This window comes from Haloarchaeobius pelagicus (assembly GCF_051207375.1).
GTDB lineage: Archaea > Halobacteriota > Halobacteria > Halobacteriales > Natrialbaceae > Haloarchaeobius.
Map to the genome: position 1 here is coordinate 191,769 of NZ_JBPJZD010000003.1, position 18,199 is coordinate 209,967.

The following is an 18,199-nucleotide window of genomic DNA, read 5'->3' on the forward strand; positions in this document are numbered from 1 at the left end:
CCGTGGGGGGTGTCCCGGGTCCAACCTGTCGCTATCGCTGTGGCCGATTTCGAGCCACACAGAGCCAGCGGAAGGCGAGTTCCAGACGAACTGCCACCGGCGGTATACACAAACTGTAGACAGAACGGCCGATACCATCGAATTTTTGGTCCAATATGCCAGCAACCGCCTGCTCTCGTAAGGTTTAATCACTGGTGTATACACAATCTGTATATGGAAGACGAACGCGACACCACCGACGAAGCGGCACTCACCTACTCCGCCGACAGGGGTCGCGGTATCCTGACGCCGAGCGACCGCGAGTTCCTGCTCGGGCGCAAGACCGACTACACCGACCACTCGAAGAAACAGAAACGCAACCGGATTCGACGCCGACTCCGGAACGCCATCCTCGATTTCACCATCCTCTTCGAGTGCCTCGAAGAGCGCGACCGCGAGACGGTCTTCAACCCGGACGCCGAGGACCGCGAGGCCTACACGCGGGGCATCACCGACATGCTCGCGTTCCTCCACCTGGGGACGATGGGCTACTACACCCCGTTCAAGGACATGCTCGCGGAGGGGGTCAACAAGGCCGAACAGGAGCTGGCGGGCTCGGACTACCGGATGGTGACCGTCGACTTCAACGTCGAACCCGTCGGCCAGATCGACGTCGACGCCGTCATCGACAAGCTGGAAGACGGTGACTACGAGCAGGTCTCCGACGAGGAACTCCAGGCGTTCGTCCGACTGCTCGCCGAGTCGGAGGACTTCTCCCCGTCGGACCTCCGCTCGGACATGAAGGCGCAGATGTCCGAGTTCCTCGCGAGACTGGACGAGGCGGACGAGCAGCGGAACAGGCGCGCAGAAGAACTGAACGACTGACCGGCGTCCCGGCCGGGGTCTTCTCGTCTATTCTTCAGCCAGGTGTGCGATGGCGTCCATCTCGACGCGAACGTCGCCCGGGAGTCGCGAGACCTCCACGCAGACGCGTGCGGGTGGCACCTCGTCGAATCGAGCGCCGTAGGCCTCGTTCACGCGCTCGTAGTCGTCGAGGTCGGTGACGTACACGGTCACCTTCACCACGTCGTCGAGCCCGTCGCCGCCGGCCTCGTCCACGACGGCGGCGATGTTGTCCAGCACCTGGTCGGTCTGTGCCTGGATGTCGCCCTCGACGTCCGCCATCGTGTCGGGGTCGACCGGGCCGTAGCCGGAGACGTACAGCGTGTCCCCGGCCCTGACGCCCTGCGAGTAGGGGTTGTCGTTGCGCGGTGCGTCGTCCGTGATGACTCGTTGTGCGGGCATGATTGGTGTCGTTTCGAGTTCCTCGGCCGGTGGTCAGTGCTGGCTCGTGACCTCGTCGATGCCGTCGACGATGACGTCCAGTGCGGTCTCGGCGAGCTCGTGCGTGAGAACGAGCGGCGGGAGCAGCCGGAGGACGTTGCCGTGGCGGCCGGCCTTCCAGACGAGTACGCCGTGCTCGAAGCAGTAGTCCTGCAGCGCGTCGGCCGCCTCGTCGTCCGGGTTGCCGTCCTCGTCGACGAACTCCGCGCCGATGAACAGGCCCTTGCCGCGAACGTCGACGAGGTTCGGGTTCTCCTCGGCCGCCTCGGAGAGCCGGTCGCGGATGTACTCGCCGAGGTCGCGGGCGTGTGCGAGCAGGTCGTGCTCCTGGATGTACTCGATGGCGCGGGTCCCGGCGCGCATCCCGACGACGTGTCCCCGGTAGGTCCCGGCGTGGTCGCCGGAGCCCCAGGTGTCGAGGTCCTCGTGGTAGATGGTCGCCGAGAGCGGGAAGCCAGTTCCACCAAGGGCCTTCGCCGAGGTCATCACGTCGGGCGTCACGTCGTACCACTCGCTGGCCCACCACTCGCCGGAGCGGCCCAGTCCGCTCTGTATCTCGTCGAAGACGAGGGGCACGTCGTTGTCGTCGGCGATGTCACGGAGGCCCTGCAGGAAGCCCTTGGGCGGCGTGACGACCCCGCCTTCGCCCTGGATAGGCTCGACGAAGATGCCGGCGGGGTTCGCGAACCCGCCGTAGGGGTCGTCGAAGATGGCCTTGACCTCTTCGAGGGAGTGCTCGACCGCGGCCTGCGGGGCCTTGTCCATCTCGATGGGATTGGGGTACGGCGCGTGGGTCACGTCGGGGAGCAGCGGCGTGTACTCGCCCTTGAAGCTCTTGTTCCCGGTGAGGCTCATCGCGCCGCTGGTCGCGCCGTGGTAGGCACCGCGGAACGCGACCAGCCCGGTGCCGCCGGTGTTGTACTTGGCGAGCTTGATTGACGCCTCGATGGCGTCACTCCCGGTCGGGCCGCCGAAGACGACCTTGTTGTTGCCCTGCAGGGCACCCGGCGCGATCTCGTCGAGCTTCTCGATGAGTTCGAGGCGTGCCTCGGTCGGGAAGTCGACCGTGTGGACGAACTTATCGGTCTGTTTGTGGACCGCTTCGAGCACGTACGGGTTCGAGTGCCCGACGTTCAGGACGCCGATGCCCGCGAACATGTCGATGAAGGTGTTCCCGTCTGCGTCTCTGACGGTTGCACCCTTCCCGCTGTCGAAGGCGATGGGGATGTCCTCGGGATACGCGACGGCGCTGCTGTCGATGCGCTGTTGCTTCTCGATGAGCCGCTTCGAGTTCGGCCCGGGGACGGTGTCAACGTTCGGTGCGTCGTCGAAGTGTAACTCGTGGATCGGCGGACCTGCAGCCATATTCTGACCCATGTGAAACAATCATAAATAACTTATCCACGATTGCTATGGAAGGAGTACACAGTAACTGGTTTCGGGTGGGGTGGATACCCGGCTACTGAGACTCGAGAGTACAGGTACCGCAATCGATTTGTGGCTGGCAACACCCTTTCGTAATGATGTTACACACCGAGGGCCCACTGCTGACGGTCGACGTCGGCGCGCGGGAGACACGGACCGAGAACATCGACGAGGTACTCGAATCGTTCGTCGGTGGCCGGGGTGTCGCGACCAGACTCGCACACGAGCGCATCCCGTTCGACGTCGACCCGTTCGCCGCGGAGAACAGGGTGTACTTCACGACGGGGCCGATGCAGGCCTCGAACATGAGCTTCACCGGTCGGATGAACTGCACCAGTGTCTCGCCCCTGACGGACGGGCTCTGCTCGTCGAACGCCGGCGGGTTCATGTCCCGGAACTTCGCCGACACGGGGTACGCAGCTGTCGAGTTCACCGGGAAGAGCGACGAACTCGTCGTCGTCCACATCACGGACGAATCGGTCGAGTTCGAACCAGTGCCTGACCTCGCGGGCGCGACCGTGCCCGAGACGGTGTCCTACCTCGACGACGAGCACGGCATCGGTGCCGACAAGACCGCCGTCGTCGGGCCGGCCGGGGAGAACCTCGTCCGGTTCGCGTCCATCATGACCAGCGAGGAGCGCGCCTTCGGTCGTGGCGGCCTCGGAGCCGTCCTCGGCTCGAAGAACGTGAAGGCGGTCACCGTCGAGGGTGACTCCGCGCCCGACATCGATATCCCGTCCTCCCAGATGGAGATCCACCGGGAGGCCGCGACCGACGACCACATCATGAAGCGCCAGGGGACGGTCGCCGTGATGGACCTCGCCAACGAGATGGACGGACTCCCCTCGTACTACTTCTCCGAGCAGCACTTCGAGGGTGCTTCCGGCATCAACGGGAGCGCGGTCGAGGAGAAGAAGTACAAGAAGGGGACGTGCTCGGCCTGCGCGTTCGCCTGCAAGCTCCCGACGAGGGACGAGGAGTCGGGCGTCGAGACCGAGGGCCCCGAGTTCGAAGTCGCGATGGCGTTCGGCTCGAACTCGGGCGTCGACGACATCGTCGAGGTGATGAAGTCGAACGAACTCTGCGACCGGTACGGGCTCGACGCGATCTCGGCCGGGAACACCGTCGCGGCCTACCTCGCCAGCGAGGACGCGTTCGGGGAGACCGAACTCATTCACGAGACGGTCGAGAAGATCGCGAAGCGCGAGGGTATCGGGGACGACCTGGCCGAGGGAATCGCCCGCGTCCACGACGACCTCGGGGTCGAGGACTGGACCGTGAAGGGTCTGGACTTCGCAGCCCACGAGGGCCGCGTGCTTCACGGCCAGGGTCTCTCCTACGCGGTCTCGAACCGCGGTGCCGACCACATGTACGCGGTCTTCTACTCGCAGGAGTACCCGCTCGTCGAGGAGGACGACGCCTACCCGCCCGAGGGATTCGAGGGCAAGCCACAGCGTCTCATCGAGAAGGAGAACCAGATGGCGCTCAACGACAGCGGCGTCGTCTGCAAGTTCTCCCGTGACTTCATGACCCCGGAACGGTACGAGATGCTGTTCGGGGCCGACTTCGAGGACCTCCTCGCGGTCGGCGACCGGGTCGTCCACCTGGAACGGCACTTCAACAACCAGCGCGGCTTCGACCGCTCGGACGACAGCCTCCCGTACGAGGACCAGCTTCCGGGCTTCGAGGACGCACTCGACGAGTACTACGAGCGTCGGGGCTGGACCGAGGACGGTGTGGTCACCGACGAGCAGATTCCGGCCTGAACTGTCTCCCCCACCACAGTCGGTCTACACCCGCCCCGTGTCTCTCGCTTATTCTTCGCCGTCGGTTGCGGCAGTCGGCTGGTACATCTCGACGAGTCCCTGCTCGAACCGCTCGACACCGCGCGACAGCAGTTCGACCTGGGTCGCCTTCGTCTCCTCGTCGACGACGTACGCGGGGCCGCTCAGGTTCAGCGAGCCGAGCACCTCGCCACGGGGCGATTTCACCACCTTCCCGACGGCCCAGAACCCCTCGATTGCTTCGCCCTCTGCCTGGCCGTAGCCCTGCTCGCGGACGCGCTCGAGTTCTTCGAACAGTTCGTCCTCGCTGGTGATGGTCCGGTCGGTCGGTGTGGGGAGTCCCCAGCGGTCGATTATCTCACGGACCCGGCTCTCCGGGTATTCGGCGATGATGGCCTTGCCCGAGGCGGTCGTGTGGACGTGGAACGGGCTCCCGTCGATGAGGAAACGGGGCGAGTTCGCGAACTCGAGGTCTCCGTACAGGGAGACGATGCGGCCGTGTTCCTCCACGGTGAAGTCCGCCTCCATCGACGACTCAGCGTCGAGCCAGGCGATGGTCTCCTGGGCGATGCGGTAGTACTCCTTGCGGGTCCTGACGTAGTCGCCGAGGTGGCAGAACTTCGACCCGAGGTGGTAGCGGTTGTCCGAGTTGACCACGTACCCGTACTCGGCGAGGGTCGTGAGGTGGCTGTGAACCGTGCTCTTCGCCAGCCCCGTCGCCTCCACGAGCTCGGCCATCGTCGCCCCTTCGAGTTCGAGGATGTGTTCGACGAGCTCTAACGAAACCGCGGTCGTCTTGAGCCCGTGCCCCGCGTCGCGTTCACCCATGGGTAGAATCTATCGGCTGAGGTTAAAGATGTACTCCCGCGATGACCGCGTGAACCGTTCCGGCCTGTCGAACGTTTTTACACTCCTGTCGTGTGTGAACACCACACAATGTGTTCGTTTCTCGCAATGTGCGAGAAATAAAGAATCGAACGTCGCTGAGATCGGTCTGTCCCGGTATTCCTTATATACTGATTCCGAGCGTGGAAACGGAGCGCGACTGTGACGGGTGAAACCGCCTGTTTCATGGTGTGAGATGCGGGTTTCGGACGAGGCGACAGCTCCCGTTCCGGAGGCTCGAACATTTATAAGTAAATCTACTGACTCAATCCAGAGCATCTCAGATCGGACAGTACAAGGCTACTGTCGCGTGATATGGCCACGAGAACAGGACTGTCTCAGTTCCCGCCCGTGTCGTCGCCGAGGGGTTCGAGGGGGTCGTGGTTCCCGCGGTACACTTCGGGGCCGTCCTCGTTCGGCGCGGCCCACTCGCACGCGTTCTGGAGGACCTGCTGGACCTCCTCCTGGAAGTAGATGGGATACGTCTCGTGGCCGGGCCGGAAGTAGAACACCTTGCCTTCACCACGATGGTAGCAACAGCCCGACCGGAACACTTCCCCACCCTCGAACCAGGAGTTGAACACCAGTGCGTCCGGTTGCGGGATGTCGAAGTGTTCGCCGTACATCTCGGCCCTGGGGACTTCGAACTGCTCGGGCAGGCCATCGGTGATGGGGTGGCTCGGGTCGGTCACCCAGACCCGTTCCTTCTCGCCCTCGTCCCGCCACTTCAGGGCACAGCTGGTGCCCATCAGCTCGCGGAATATCTTCGAGAAGTGCCCGGAGTGGAGCACGAGGAGTCCCATCCCGTCGAGGACGTGCGTCTTCACCCGTTCGACCACTTCGTCGGATACCTCGTCGTGCGCCTTGTGTCCCCACCAGGTGAGCACATCTGTCTCCGCGAGCACGTCCTCGGTCAACCCGTGCTCGGGCTCGTCGAGTGTCGCCGTCTGGACCTCGAAACCGCCTTCCCGGAGCGCACCGGCGATGGCTGCGTGGATACCGTCGGGATACACCGCTGCGACCGCCTCGTTCTCTTGTTCGTGCTGGTACTCGTTCCAGACCGTGACTCTGGTCGTCATGGTCGAACTATCCACGGGCATTCCGCATAAGAGTTGTCGGTCGTGGTCGGTGATGTCACAGGTTTAAGTGCCGCGTTCACCTACAGCCATCTAATGACAGATGGGCAGACAGCCGGGTCGAACACGCGGACGAACAAGGTCGACCGCGTCATCGAGGAGTACGACCTCGGCGACATCGGAGACGAACTGGAGCGACTGTGGCTCGGTGAGGGAGACGAACAACAGAGTGTCCGTGACCTCGCAGAGTTGTTCAACAGGCGAGTCCTGCAATCGGCGATTGACGCCAGTGACGTGTTCACCCTCGGCGAGAACGTCGACCACATCTACGATGCCCTCACCGGTGGGGAATCGGAGTCGGACGACCGGACCCTCATCAGGGCGCGGCTCGAACAGAACGGAATCGACGTCGAGGCGGTCGAACGGGACTTCGTCTCGCACCAGACCATCTACCGGTATCTCAAGAACCACCGCGATGCCGAGCAGCCCGAACCGACCGACGAGGAACGGGTCGAGAAGGCCGAACAGACCATCCAGCGCCTCCGCGGCCGGACGACGGCCGTGACCGAACGGTCGCTGGAGGGACTCCAGAAGAACGGGACCATCTCACTCGGTGATTTCAGTGTCCTCAACGACATCCAGGTGCTCTGTGACGACTGCGGGCGCAGCTACGACGTGGCCGACCTCCTCGACCGGGAGGGCTGCGAGTGCGAGACCTGAGTGTTACACGCATAGGGTTGTAATATGGGCTGCTATCCGTCCCCCTTCGGCGGGTGTTGGCTATCCCGCTGAAGGTGTGGACGTCTCCGGGTACGAAGACCGGACGTCTGTGAACCTCGGTCACACCGGCGCAGTCGCGAGGTCTGGCGCGTCTGCTAGCCGGACACGCTTCCATGGTAGCTGGTTGGATGCCGATGCAACAGGCCGCCATCTGTTCTGCCCTGGTGAACACCGACGTCCCATCGAGGTCGTGAGTTCGGAGTCCGTCTCCATCCAGGTCCGCCAGTTCCAGCGTGTGGAGTGACCGTCTGTCGTCCTCGGCATCGAACAGCAGTCGGTGCTCCCCCGGGCCGTCGTCGGTCCTGGAGAGCACGGCGAGCCTCGCGTTCGCGTCGAGCTCCGACTCGGAGATGACGACCTCGAGGGCACCGTCGTCGAGCCCCTCCGATTCCATGTAGGCTCGACAGTCGACGCAGTCCTTCCACTTGATACCGTGGTGACTCCACTCGTCGGCCCCGACGTGGACGATGTCGGCGTCGAACACCGAGACGACCTCGTCGAGCAGGTCGTCCCACACCTCGTACGACCGGTCCTTGCCGAGACAGAACGCGGGCTTCAGGTTGAACACCGTCGTCTCGCCGGGCGTGTCACACCGGATGTCCGGAATCTGTGTGAGCAGGTGGAGGCCGTGGCCGGGCGCGTCGAGTTCGGGGATGATGGTGATGTCCCACTCGCCGGCGTGCTCGACGAACGCGGCCATCTCCTCCTGGCCGTAACACGGTCTCTCACTTCCATCAGGGGACCGGTTCAACTCTGGATAGGCCGTCGATTCCATCGCGTAGCCCTCGTTGTCGATGAGGTGCAGATGGAGGACGTTCAGCTTCGCGCGCGCCATCGATTACGACGAGGCCGTACAGGTCGGAGAGCGGGATGAACTTGCGGGCGGGGTCCACCATCACGCCGCGCCACTCGAACGCGGGCCAGTCGACGACCTCGCAAGCGGGAACGGTGTACGCCTCACCGGAGTCTGTGCCCTTGATGAGTCCAGCCAGTGTCTGTGCGCCATAGTGGAAACCGGCTGCCGTGGTCGCGACCAGCTCGATGCCATCGCCGGTCACCGAGAGCCGGTAGGCCTCGTCCTCGTGGTCGATAGTCCGCCCAGCTGGCGGCTCGATGGTGTCGACCGTTCGCAGGGAGATGGTCGGGCCTGTTGCCCCGGCGCTGTCGACCGCCGGGAGGGTGTGGTCGATCTCACGGTCGATGACGGTCTGGACACGGTCCACGCTGGCAGTGGCTGGCTCGCTGTCGTCGGTGGCGATGCCATCGAGTGCGTCGAGGTGGATGCGTTCGTCTGCGTACTGTTCGTGCTGTGGTCGCGGAACGATGTGCATATGAGTGGAGTCTCCGGTGTGTGGTCTCGGTCGATACTGGCCTCAGGTGCGACGCTCGTCGGGTCGGAAGGCGACGCTCGGGAGTGTGATGCGTTCCTCGCAATGTGAGCATTCGATTCGCAGCGTCTCGGTTTCGCGTGCCGTCTCGACCAGGAACGGCTGTCCGCAGTCCGGACAGGTGACCTGGCACGACTTGGTTGGGACTGCCATCGGATACCACTCCTTGACCGACTGGGCTCTTTAATATTGGCGTCGGCTGTGCTGGGGTCACCGTGTCCTCACGCAAGCCGAGGGGGGAAGGATTATGAGACCACTCGTCCACCGTTGTACCCGTAGCATGCAACCGATAAGTACCGACGAGGCACCGGGAGCCATCGGGCCGTACTCACAGGGAATCATCGACGGGGAGACCATCTACGTCTCCGGGCAGGGGCCAGTCGACCCCGAAACGGGCGAGATAGTCAGCGACGACATCCGCGAACAGACCCGGCGAACACTGGAGAACGTGGCCGCGATTCTCGAAGCCGGTGGGAGTTCGCTCGACGACGTCGTCAAGGCGACCGTCTTCGTCCGGGACATGGCTGACTACGAGGCAGTCAACGAGGTGTACGGCGAGTACATGAGTGACCCGTATCCGGCGCGGAGCGCGGTCCAGATCGTCGATCTCCCGATAGACATCGACGTGGAGATAGAAGCGATCGCGACGCTCGCCGAGTGAGCGTCTGTTACAGGCTTTTCAGGAAGTCGACGCCGTGAGCTAGCGACGCGAGGGGGTCCTCCGGCACGTCGTGTTCGTAGACGAGCCAGTCGGCCCCGATGTCGGCGGCCGCGTCGGCGCACGCCTGCATGTCGACCGCGCCGGTCCCGATTTCGACTGGTCTCCCGGGATGTGGGAGCTCGCCCCACTCCTCCAGCCGAACGTCCTTCATGTGGACCTGTGTGCATCGGTCACCGAGCCGGTCGAGCCACTCGACCGGGTCCTCACCACCCGCGAGGACCCAGCCCACGTCGAGTTCGAAGTCCATGTCGGTCCGTTCGGCGAATATCTCAAGCCCGAGTGCGCCGTCCTCGACCGCCTGGAACTCCTGATGGTGGTTGTGGAACTGGAGGCCGAGGCCGTGCTCGCCGAGGGCGTCGTCGACCGCAGCCAGCCTGTCGGCGAACGTCTCGACGCGCTCCCGGGACTCGAACAGGTCCAGGGCAGCCCACGGGACGACGACGCTGTCGACACCGAAGCGTTCGCACAGCTCGACCACGGGGTCGAGGTCCGATTCCAGCAGGTCCAGGCTGAGGTGGGGCGGGACTGCACGGGCACCGGCCGCCTCCAATCGGTCCGCGAGTGCTGCGTCAAGTCCATCCAGACCGCCAGAGTACTGGATACCGTCGTACCCGGCGTCGATGACGCGCTCGGTCGTCTCCGCGATGGGCTCGTCGAGTTCACGAAGCGTGTATTGGTTGATTGCGACGTTCATTCTACCTCCCCGTTCTCGGGGGCGGGATTTAGTACCCCGTCCTCCACCATCGCCTCCAGCGGGTTATCCTCGATGTCGAGCGGGAACTCGACGCGCCCGCGTCGCCGGGCGGACTCCCACGCGCCGAAGATTATCTCGGTTGCACGAAGCGCGTGCTCGCCCGAGAGGGCGGGTTGACGCCCGTCGTCGTACGCCTCGACGATGTGCTCGATAGCGCGCGGAATCAGCGGCCCGAGGCCCATGTAGTGCTCTTCCCACTCGGTTCCATCCTTGCGGCGAACGCGAAGGGTCGGGCCGTCCTCACCCCAGCCCTCGGGCAGGACCTCGATGCGGCCCTCCGTCCCGAACAACTGGTTGTGGACGGCCGGCATCTCCTCACCGACACCCGTGCTCGCGACGCCGTAGACGCCGTTCTCGTATCGCCACTGGACGAACGCGTGGTTCTCGTTGTGCGCGCCGTACTTGATGTTCTCCTCGCGGTAGTCGATGGCTCCGAGGATCCACTCGGGGTCGGTCTCGTCGACGTAGTAGTGACAGAGGTCGATGAGGTGGCTCCCGTAGTCGAACAGCTCCGAACAGCCCATCTTGACGCGTGTCAGGTCGCCGATTACGCCGTCGTCCAGCAGCCGCTTGGCTTCCATCCACGGGGCGCCGAACCCACGATGCGGTCCGCCGCCTGTTGGACCTCGTAGTTCTCGGTCACGTCCTCTTCGTCCAGCGTGACCTCGAGTACGTCGACGAGCTTCGAGCGCTCGAACACGTGGAGGGCGTGGAGTTCGTCGTCGAACGCCGCCGGGAGTTTCGCAGCTTCGTCCGCGACGCGCGATGCTCGCTCGGAGTCATCGATGGCTGCCACGACTACCATACGTGACGTTTCGGGCGCACTGAGTAAGAATTTCGGGTATGTTCTCACCGAGTGGCTACTGCGCAAGGAGGACGACGGCGGCGACGGCGAAGGCGATACCCAGGACGTTCAACTTGCCGAGGGATTCGTTGAGGAAGACGACACCGAGAACAGTCACTACCAGCAGGTACATCCCGCTGATGCTGGTCGCGATGCCGACAGAGCCGTCGGTCAGGGCTATGTAGTACGCGAGTGTCCCGAGGCCGAGGCAGAGACCACTGAGGACGGCGAGCCAGAGGCCGTCGGTCGCGACGGCGATGGAACTACCGGAGTTGACTCCGATGTAGGCTCCCACCGCAAGGAGCGCCGCGATGTAGGTGTAGACCACCGCCTGTTCGGCCGGGATGTTCCTCGTGGCGAGCTTCGCGAAGAAGGCCCACCCCGCGTAGAGTATCATGGCTGTACCGGCGAAGAGAACTGTCGCTTTCGACATTGCGTACGTCAAAACGTCACGAGGAGGGGTAAAAGCCGTTTCGACGCGGTCAGGGCTCGCCGCGAGTGTGCGACCCGCTCGAGAGGTGGTCGCTCCATCCCGCCATCAACAGGTCGCTCCACCACGCCAGCAACAGGTCGCTCCACCACGCCAGCAACAGGTCGCTCCACCACGCCAGCAACAGGTCGCTCCACCACGCCAGCAACACTTGCCCCCAATCGCTACCTATTCAACCCGTCCCTGTAACGTTCTCACAACGACCGACATGAGAGATGTCATCTCGGGGTACGCCGGCCGACAGCTATCGCTCCACGCACTGGGGCTCGTGGTCATCCTCTCGGGCGTGCTCGTCGTCGCGCCGCTGCTGCCCTCCATCATCGAGGCGTTCGACATCACGCCCGCGACTGCGGGGTTCTCCATCTCGGTCCTCTGGGGGACCAACGCCCTGGTCCAGTACCCCGGCGGCCGGTACGCGGACCACCTCCCCTCGACCGTCGTCCTCCTCTTGAGCCAGACGCTGCTGGTCGTCGGCTTCCTCTCGCTGGCCATCTCGACCACCTTCCCGCAGTTCGTCCTCGGTCTCGCGCTCGTGGGGGCGGGCTATGGGATGTTCGAACCGGCCGGGATGGTCCTTCTCGGTGACCTCTTCGACGAACAGCGTGGACGGGCGTTCGGCATCCGTGACGCCGCCGTCAACTTCGGCAGCACGCTGTCGGCCGCCCTCGCGGCCGCCGCCCTCACCTACAACACGTGGCGGGCCGCCTTCGTGCCGGTCGCACTCTTGCTCTGTGTCGTGCTCTTCTCCCTGCATCGCGTCACCAGGGACAGCTATACCGTTTCCACCGTCGACCTCGAACTGCGAAACACGGCGGTCAGACTGTTCGAGACCCCACAGTCCGGGGCGCTCGTCGCGGTGACTGCGATGACGCTGTTCGCCTGGCAGGGGACCGCCAGCTTCCTGCCGACGTTCCTCCAGCTGGAGAAGGGGTTCTCCGAACTCGCCGCGACGCTGGGATTCGCTGGTCTCTTCCTGGTGGGAACCGTGACGACGCCCGTCGCTGGCGCACTCGGCGACCGCTGGTCCCATCTCCGCATCGCGGCGGTGACGACGGGGTTCAGCGTGCCCGGTCTCGCAACGCTCGTCGTCGCCGACCGCCGCCTGCTGGTCATCCTCGGGTTGTTCGTCTTCGCCGTCGGTCTGACGACCTTCTGGCCGGTCATCTACGTCCATCTCGTCGGCCAGCTCTCGGGGGACACTGTCGGGGGCGACCTCGGCGCGCTTCGGACCGCGTACTTCGCCATCGGGAGCCTCGGGCCGTCATACGTGGGAGTAGTCGCCGCGAAGTTCGACTACGCATTCGCCTTCGGGAGCCTGCTCCTCTGCTTCCTCGGTACCGGTGTGACCGTGCTGTGGCTGGCAGAGGGCTGAGGAACGAACAGCGGCGACGGGTCACCAGCTCCACGACAGGGTTTCGGCGTGAACTGTGACCACGCCCCTGTCGCTGTCTCCGCACTCCTTCCCGGCGGAAGCTGGGAACATCCGCGTCTCTTTTTATACGGCTGACTGGCGATAGTCTACGTATGGTAGAGCACACCCGGACCCTCGATTTCAAGATCGCCTTTGCCATCGGGCTGGGGACCATGATCGCAGCCGGCATCTTCTCGCTCTCGGGGACGGCGGTCTTCCGAATCGGTTCGAGTGCGGTCCTGGCGTTCGTGCTTGCCGCAGTCATCGCTAGCATCACCGCCGCAGCGTACTCGGAGTTCGCGTCGGTCTACTCCGAGAACGGGGGTGGCTACCTCTTCGTCTCGGAGACGTTCGAGGGGCGAGACCGGTTGAAATACGCAGTCGGGATGTCGCTCTTTCTGGGCTACACCGGCACGACGGCGTTCTACCTGGCGACGATGGACGAGTGGTTCTTCCGGTTCATCCTTCCGGAGTCACTGTCCGTCCTCCCGCATGGAAGCATCGGGATTCTCGCTGCGGTTCTGCTGGGTGTGCTCAACGCTCGCGGGACGGAAGAATCGGGCGTCTTCCAGCTCCTCGTCACGGCCGCGAAGGTGGTCGTCCTTCTGGTGTTCATCGCGGGCGCGATAGCCTTCGCCGGGCCGGGTCCCGCAACGGCCACGTTCGTCGACAACGTGCAGCTAGAGCCCGTCGGTATCGCGTCGGTCGCCGCGCTCGCGTTCATCACGTTCTTCGGGTTCTCCGCCATCGCTGCGAGCGCGGGTGAGATCATCGAGCCACGGAAGACCGTCCCGCGGGCCATCGCGGCGAGTATGATCACCGTGACCATCCTGTATGCACTCGTCATCGTCGCGATGGTGAACGCGCCCGTCCCGCCCGAAGTGCTTGCACAGGGAGAGACCGCGATGGGCACCGTTGCCGCGTCCTTCCTCGGGCCGTGGGGGCAGATTCTCATCGTCCTCGGGGCGGTGTTCTCGATGGTGAGTGCGTCGAACGCCTCCATCCTCGCCGCCAGCGGTATCGGGTCACTGATGGGCCGTCAGGGCCACGCACCGCGTCGGTTCGCCCGGATTCACAGGGAGTACCGGACCCCGTTTTGGAGCGTGCTGACCGCCACGGCGACCATCACCGTGATCATCTTCGTCTTCATCACGCTCTTCTCCGAACACGGGCTGTTCGGCACGCACTTCCTCGGCCTCGAACCCCTCACCGGGTTCGCCACGTTCAACCTGCTCGTCCCACTCGCGGTTGTGAACGCCACGTTGATCTACTCGCGGCGGAACTTCCCGAACCTCGAACGCGGGTTCCGGATGCCCCTCGTCCCGGTCCTCCCGGTTGTGGGTATCCTCGCGAACCTCGCACTCATCTGGAACCTCCCTGCCGTGGGCGTTGCTGTCGGCGTCGTGTTCACGCTCGCGCTCCTCGGGGTCTACCTCGTCTGGGGCGGTGGCCCACACGTGGAGGACCTGGTCGAGGAGGTGGTTCCGCGTCACGGTCCGGCGAGACCCCCGAGCGCGCCTGTTGCCACGGGCGAGGGGGTGCCAGCTGCCGACGTGGAACCGGAAGCGGAACGCTACCGGATACTGGTCCCGGTCGCGCGGGCGGACCGTGTGGTCGCCTACGTCCGGCTCGCCGAGGCGTTGAGTCGTGCTCGGGACCCCGAGCCGCTGGTGCAGGTCCTGCACGTCACGCACATCCCCGACCAGACGCCCAACGAGATGGTCCGCGAGACGGCGCGGGAATCGACCAGGGACATCGAGGCACGCCTCGAGCAGGCGGCTATCGAGGTCGAGTACACCGTCGAGGGGCACATCTGCCGTGACATCGCGTTCGACATCCTCCAGACGGCCCGGAACGACGAGGTCGACGAGATACTGATGGGCTACCCCGAGGAGCACCCGAACATCACCGAGACCGTCGAGTATCAGGCGCCCTGTGGGGTGTTCTTCACGAGCAACGTCGACGAGATGGACGACCTCTCGGTCATCAACGTCGGCGCGGGTGGCGGCCCCCACCACCTCTCGCTCCTGCCGCTGGTGAACCGCCTCGGGATGCATGGTGCGGAGATACACGTCATCAGCGTCGTGCCCCGTGCCGGCGGGACGGCGGAACCGGTAGACGAGACCCTGGCGGCGCTCTCGGGCGTCGAATCGGTCCAGGTCCACAACGTCACCGCCGATACGGTGGCCGATGGACTCGTGTCTTCGGCGGTCGGCAACGGCGGTATCCTCCTCATCGGTGCGACCCGCGACCGGCGCCTCCGGCGTTGGGTGCTCGGGAGCACCCCAGACCTCACCATCGAGTACGCGCGCGCCGCCGACGTTCCCGTGGTCATCCACGCGAGCACGAGCAGCCTCTCGGGGCGCCTCGAGGAGTACGTCTTCCCTGTCTATCGGTATCTCAGACGGCACCTGGGTCGACAGCGCAAGCCTCCCGCCCTCGTGGAGACGCCAGAGAAGGTGAAGTAACGGGGCTGGGACAGGTCGAGGAGCGTTTCGATACTCCGATAGGTACGGAGACGCTTGGAGGCAGGCGAGCAATCAGCTGTGCTGTCTCTTCTCCCGTGTCGGAGCCGAGCTGGCTCTCTTGGCCGATAGTGTCCGCCGGTCGGGGATTGATCGCGGGTGGGTGTTACAGTGGTATTGTTGTCACACGTCTGCTGTAGGGTTGGACAGGCGTCCGCCGATGGCGGCCTACAATCGGACTATCGTGCGATTCAAGCCTGCCAGTGGTGACCTACCGCGAGACCATCTGGATCTCGATGATGTCGGTCTTCTCGCGGAGCATCCGCGGGAGGTCTTCCTGGTAATACTCGTCCGAGATCCGGCTTGTCGGACCGGAGACACTGATAGACCCAATGACCACACCGTCCTCGTCGAAGATGGGGGCTCCCAGGGCACGGATGTTCGTCTGCGTCTCCTCGTCGTTGATCGCGATGCCCGTCTCCCGGACGGTCGCGAGCTCCTCACGCAATTCTTCATTGTAAATGATGGTCTTGTCGGTGAACTGCTCGAACTCGACTTGTTCGATGAGCGTCTCACGACGGTGTTCGGGGAGGTTCGCGAGGATCGCCTTCCCAGCGGCACTACTGTGGAGTTGCGCCCGCTTCCCCTCGTAGAAGTACCCCGGTTCGAGCGCCTTCTCACCCTGAACGTTGCAGATCATGACACCTTCCCCCCGCTCTTCGACCATCAGCCAGGTGTTCTCGCCGGTCTCGTCGGCGAGTTCTTCGAGCGCGCTCTTCGCGGGGTCGTACATGTCGACCCAGCGTTGATTGACCTCGTTTCCGATCTCGAAGAAGCGGTGGCTCGGGCGGTACAGGTCGCCGGTTCGGACGACGTAGCCGCTGTGCTCCAGCGTGGTGAGGTGCTTGTACACCGAACTTTTCGAGTAGTCGAGGCGCGACGCGATGTTCGCGGTGGTCGGTTCGTCGAGCACACGTAGGGCCTCGACGATCTCGAGCGCCTTCTCGACCGACTTGATTCGCATGTCGCTCGACCCTTCGTGTGTTCGCGCGGTGGCGTTCGAGCCGCCTGTTGCGTCGGTTCGGTCCATTTCCCAATCGTACATACTTTAGGTATATGTACCTGTCTCATTCCCTGGAGCACTGAAACGGCCGATAGACGCATCTAGACAGACGTTCGGGGACGCTGTGAAACCTCACCGGGCCCTAGCAGAACCTACTCTGGTCGTAGGGGGCCGCTTCCGCTCATTCACCGAATTCACATTGGGAATTGACGATAGGGCATCATAATACGACATTGGGCTCAAAACCTGGTTTCGGGCGTTCTATCCTGCTCTAAACTGGGAATTCAAATTGGGACATCGTCATAGGTGGGTTCGGACTGGCTGAATCACTACTCTCGGCAGTTCGTGGGCGGTGTTGGTGGCTGACGACCTGTTCGTGATACGAACTCGCCGCTGGACGTTCGAGCCGGCTGGACGAGCGGGGGGACAGAGGTGAGAGAAGGACGGGGAGGAAAGAGCGAGAGAGGAACGAGAAGGGGGGACAGAAGCGGTCGGCGCGAGCCCAGTGGTTACAGTGCCTGGCGGAAGATGGACTCGACGTCGTCCTGGTCGACTCGCCGGGGATTACCGACGAGCAACCGTTGGATCTGCATCGTCTCTTCGGCGAACTTGGGCAGTTCGTCCTCGGTGACGCCGAGGTCTTCGAGGCTGCCCGGGATGCCGACGTCGCTTCCGAGCTTCGCGACCGCGTCGGCGGCCTTGTTGGCCGCCTCGCTGCGGTCCAGTCCCTCGGTCTCTTCGCCCATCAGCTGGGCGATGTCTGCGTACCGGTCGAACGCGGTCGTCGCATTGAAGCGGATGACTTCGGGGAGGAGTGTGGCGATCGTCACGCCGTGGGGCGTGTGGTGTTCACCGGCGACGGGATAGGCCATCGCGTGGGTCGCCCCGAGCCCGGCGTTGGTGAACGCGACACCAGCCATGAAGCTGGCGAGGGACATGTTCCGCCGTGCTTCGAGGTCCTCGCCGTTGTTGACGGCCCGGCGCAGATTGTCCGAGATGAGCTCGATGGCTTTCCGGGCTAGCTCGTCCGTGAGCGGAGACCGGCCGTTGTAGTCGGGGCGGTCGGCGGGGCTGTCAGCACGCTCCTTGGCGTCGTAGCGACGGGTGGTGTACGCTTCGATGGCGTGCGAGAGCGCGTCCATTCCGGAGGATGCCGTCGGTCCGGTTGGAAGTGAGACTGTCAGGGCGGGGTCGATGAGCGCCAGGTCGGGATACAGGTGCTCGCTGGAGATGCCGACCTTCAGCTTCCGGTCCGGCAGCGAGATGACGGACACGGGGGATGTCTCGGAGCCGGTACCGGCTGTGGTCGGGATGGCGACGACGGGGACCGTCGGACCGGGGACCGGTTTCCCCTCACCGGTCGGCGGGGCCACGTAGTCCATGATCTCCCCACCGTGTTCGTGCACCAGGCCGGTCGTCTTCGAGACGTCGATGGAACTGCCGCCGCCCACGCCGACGATGACGTCGGGCTCGACCTCGCCTGCGATTTCGATCGCCTCCTCGAAGACCGCCAGGGACGGGTCGGGTTCGACGCCGGCGAACACCGAGACGTCCATCGAGGCCGGGAACTGGTCGCGAATCTGGTCGACGACGCCCGCCGTTTTGACCCCCTCGTCAGTCACGATGAGTGCCGTGTCGCCGTCCCAGTTGTCGATCTCGTCGGGCAGCTCCTCGACAGCATTGGTTCCGAACTTCACACTATCGGCCATGCTAAACTCCCAGACCGTCTCTGACTCGAACATACGTCTAGCGGTCAAACAGAACTACTTAATACTTTGGTAAGCTGCGGA

Annotated in this window: 20 protein-coding genes; 6 read left to right on the forward strand and 14 right to left on the reverse strand. The window is 64.2% G+C overall.

Going from position 1 to position 18,199, the window contains the following annotated elements; all coding sequences use genetic code 11:
- The first annotated feature begins 213 nt into the window (after nucleotides 1–213).
- Entirely contained in the window at nucleotides 214–864 is a 651-nt protein-coding gene (locus ACSC1S_RS19100; RefSeq protein ID WP_435365685.1) for a DUF8102 family protein, read from the forward strand.
- A gap of 27 nt (nucleotides 865–891) precedes the next feature.
- On the opposite strand, the gene ACSC1S_RS19105 is transcribed toward ACSC1S_RS19100, so the two are convergent.
- Together ACSC1S_RS19105 and ACSC1S_RS19110 are read right to left on the reverse strand one after the other, a co-directional pair.
- Complete coding sequence (locus tag ACSC1S_RS19105; RefSeq protein ID WP_435320700.1) at nucleotides 892–1,284, reverse strand: Rid family detoxifying hydrolase; 393 nt, start codon at nucleotides 1,282–1,284, stop codon at nucleotides 892–894.
- A gap of 33 nt (nucleotides 1,285–1,317) precedes the next feature.
- Nucleotides 1,318–2,688 (reverse strand): aspartate aminotransferase family protein, encoded by a 1,371-nt coding sequence (locus ACSC1S_RS19110; protein WP_435365686.1) that lies wholly within the window; start codon nucleotides 2,686–2,688, stop codon nucleotides 1,318–1,320.
- A 158-nt stretch (nucleotides 2,689–2,846) separates the two neighbouring features.
- Here ACSC1S_RS19110 and ACSC1S_RS19115 point away from each other — a divergent pair, with 158 nt between their 5' ends.
- Nucleotides 2,847–4,514, forward strand: coding sequence for an aldehyde ferredoxin oxidoreductase family protein (locus ACSC1S_RS19115; protein ID WP_435366012.1), 1,668 nt, complete (start codon nucleotides 2,847–2,849; stop codon nucleotides 4,512–4,514).
- A 48-nt stretch (nucleotides 4,515–4,562) separates the two neighbouring features.
- On the opposite strand, the gene ACSC1S_RS19120 is transcribed toward ACSC1S_RS19115, so the two are convergent.
- Together ACSC1S_RS19120 and ACSC1S_RS19125 are read right to left on the reverse strand one after the other, a co-directional pair.
- The gene (locus ACSC1S_RS19120) at nucleotides 4,563–5,360 is read right to left on the reverse strand and encodes an IclR family transcriptional regulator (protein ID WP_435365687.1); all 798 of its coding nucleotides are present in this window, start codon (nucleotides 5,358–5,360) and stop codon (nucleotides 4,563–4,565) included.
- Between the two features lie 395 nt (nucleotides 5,361–5,755).
- Entirely contained in the window at nucleotides 5,756–6,496 is a 741-nt protein-coding gene (locus tag ACSC1S_RS19125; RefSeq protein WP_435365688.1) for a ThuA domain-containing protein, read from the reverse strand.
- A 93-nt stretch (nucleotides 6,497–6,589) separates the two neighbouring features.
- Between ACSC1S_RS19125 and rdfA the strand changes: the two genes are divergently transcribed.
- Entirely contained in the window at nucleotides 6,590–7,213 is a 624-nt protein-coding gene (gene rdfA, locus ACSC1S_RS19130) for a rod-determining factor RdfA (protein ID WP_435365689.1), read from the forward strand.
- Here the strand turns inward: rdfA and ACSC1S_RS19135 are convergent.
- Genes ACSC1S_RS19135 through ACSC1S_RS19145 form a run of 3 tightly spaced genes read right to left on the reverse strand, consistent with a single transcriptional unit; the run spans nucleotide 7,122 to nucleotide 8,814 of the window.
- Entirely contained in the window at nucleotides 7,122–8,108 is a 987-nt protein-coding gene (locus ACSC1S_RS19135) for a family 20 glycosylhydrolase (RefSeq protein WP_435365690.1), read from the reverse strand. The genes rdfA and ACSC1S_RS19135 overlap by 92 nt on opposite strands.
- Nucleotides 8,008–8,604 carry a glycoside hydrolase family 20 zincin-like fold domain-containing protein gene (locus tag ACSC1S_RS19140; RefSeq protein WP_435365691.1) on the reverse strand — a complete coding sequence of 199 codons (597 nt, stop codon included), beginning with the start codon at nucleotides 8,602–8,604 and terminating at the stop codon, nucleotides 8,008–8,010. Before ACSC1S_RS19140 ends, ACSC1S_RS19135 begins: the two co-directional genes overlap by 101 nt.
- 42 nt (nucleotides 8,605–8,646) lie before the next feature.
- The gene (locus tag ACSC1S_RS19145; RefSeq protein ID WP_261652691.1) at nucleotides 8,647–8,814 is read right to left on the reverse strand and encodes a YgzB family protein; all 168 of its coding nucleotides are present in this window, start codon (nucleotides 8,812–8,814) and stop codon (nucleotides 8,647–8,649) included.
- Between the two features lie 127 nt (nucleotides 8,815–8,941).
- Here ACSC1S_RS19145 and ACSC1S_RS19150 point away from each other — a divergent pair, with 127 nt between their 5' ends.
- Nucleotides 8,942–9,322 (forward strand): RidA family protein, encoded by a 381-nt coding sequence (locus ACSC1S_RS19150; protein ID WP_435365692.1) that lies wholly within the window; start codon nucleotides 8,942–8,944, stop codon nucleotides 9,320–9,322.
- A gap of 7 nt (nucleotides 9,323–9,329) precedes the next feature.
- On the opposite strand, the gene ACSC1S_RS19155 is transcribed toward ACSC1S_RS19150, so the two are convergent.
- Genes ACSC1S_RS19155 through ACSC1S_RS19175 form a run of 5 tightly spaced genes read right to left on the reverse strand, consistent with a single transcriptional unit; the run spans nucleotide 9,330 to nucleotide 11,618 of the window.
- Nucleotides 9,330–10,076: a sugar phosphate isomerase/epimerase family protein gene (locus ACSC1S_RS19155; protein ID WP_435365693.1), complete on the reverse strand. Its 747-nt coding sequence runs from the start codon at nucleotides 10,074–10,076 to the stop codon at nucleotides 9,330–9,332.
- A complete protein-coding gene (locus tag ACSC1S_RS19160) occupies nucleotides 10,073–10,717 on the reverse strand; it encodes a Gfo/Idh/MocA family protein (RefSeq protein WP_435365694.1) in 645 nt (214 codons plus the stop codon). Before ACSC1S_RS19160 ends, ACSC1S_RS19155 begins: the two co-directional genes overlap by 4 nt.
- Nucleotides 10,684–10,941, reverse strand: a complete 258-nt coding sequence (locus ACSC1S_RS19165) for a universal stress protein (RefSeq protein ID WP_435365695.1) — start codon at nucleotides 10,939–10,941, stop codon at nucleotides 10,684–10,686. Before ACSC1S_RS19165 ends, ACSC1S_RS19160 begins: the two co-directional genes overlap by 34 nt.
- A gap of 55 nt (nucleotides 10,942–10,996) precedes the next feature.
- Nucleotides 10,997–11,413 carry an EamA family transporter gene (locus tag ACSC1S_RS19170; protein WP_435365696.1) on the reverse strand — a complete coding sequence of 139 codons (417 nt, stop codon included), beginning with the start codon at nucleotides 11,411–11,413 and terminating at the stop codon, nucleotides 10,997–10,999.
- A gap of 49 nt (nucleotides 11,414–11,462) precedes the next feature.
- Complete coding sequence (locus ACSC1S_RS19175; RefSeq protein ID WP_435365697.1) at nucleotides 11,463–11,618, reverse strand: hypothetical protein; 156 nt, start codon at nucleotides 11,616–11,618, stop codon at nucleotides 11,463–11,465.
- A 60-nt stretch (nucleotides 11,619–11,678) separates the two neighbouring features.
- Between ACSC1S_RS19175 and ACSC1S_RS19180 the strand changes: the two genes are divergently transcribed.
- A complete protein-coding gene (locus tag ACSC1S_RS19180; RefSeq protein ID WP_435365698.1) occupies nucleotides 11,679–12,842 on the forward strand; it encodes an MFS transporter in 1,164 nt (387 codons plus the stop codon).
- 152 nt (nucleotides 12,843–12,994) lie between these two features.
- Nucleotides 12,995–15,349 (forward strand): amino acid permease, encoded by a 2,355-nt coding sequence (locus ACSC1S_RS19185; protein WP_435365699.1) that lies wholly within the window; start codon nucleotides 12,995–12,997, stop codon nucleotides 15,347–15,349.
- A 268-nt stretch (nucleotides 15,350–15,617) separates the two neighbouring features.
- On the opposite strand, the gene ACSC1S_RS19190 is transcribed toward ACSC1S_RS19185, so the two are convergent.
- Together ACSC1S_RS19190 and ACSC1S_RS19195 are read right to left on the reverse strand one after the other, a co-directional pair.
- Nucleotides 15,618–16,436, reverse strand: a complete 819-nt coding sequence (locus tag ACSC1S_RS19190) for an IclR family transcriptional regulator (protein ID WP_435365700.1) — start codon at nucleotides 16,434–16,436, stop codon at nucleotides 15,618–15,620.
- A gap of 482 nt (nucleotides 16,437–16,918) precedes the next feature.
- Nucleotides 16,919–18,151: a hydroxyacid-oxoacid transhydrogenase gene (locus tag ACSC1S_RS19195; RefSeq protein ID WP_435365701.1), complete on the reverse strand. Its 1,233-nt coding sequence runs from the start codon at nucleotides 18,149–18,151 to the stop codon at nucleotides 16,919–16,921.
- Nucleotides 18,152–18,199: the final 48 nt, after the last annotated feature.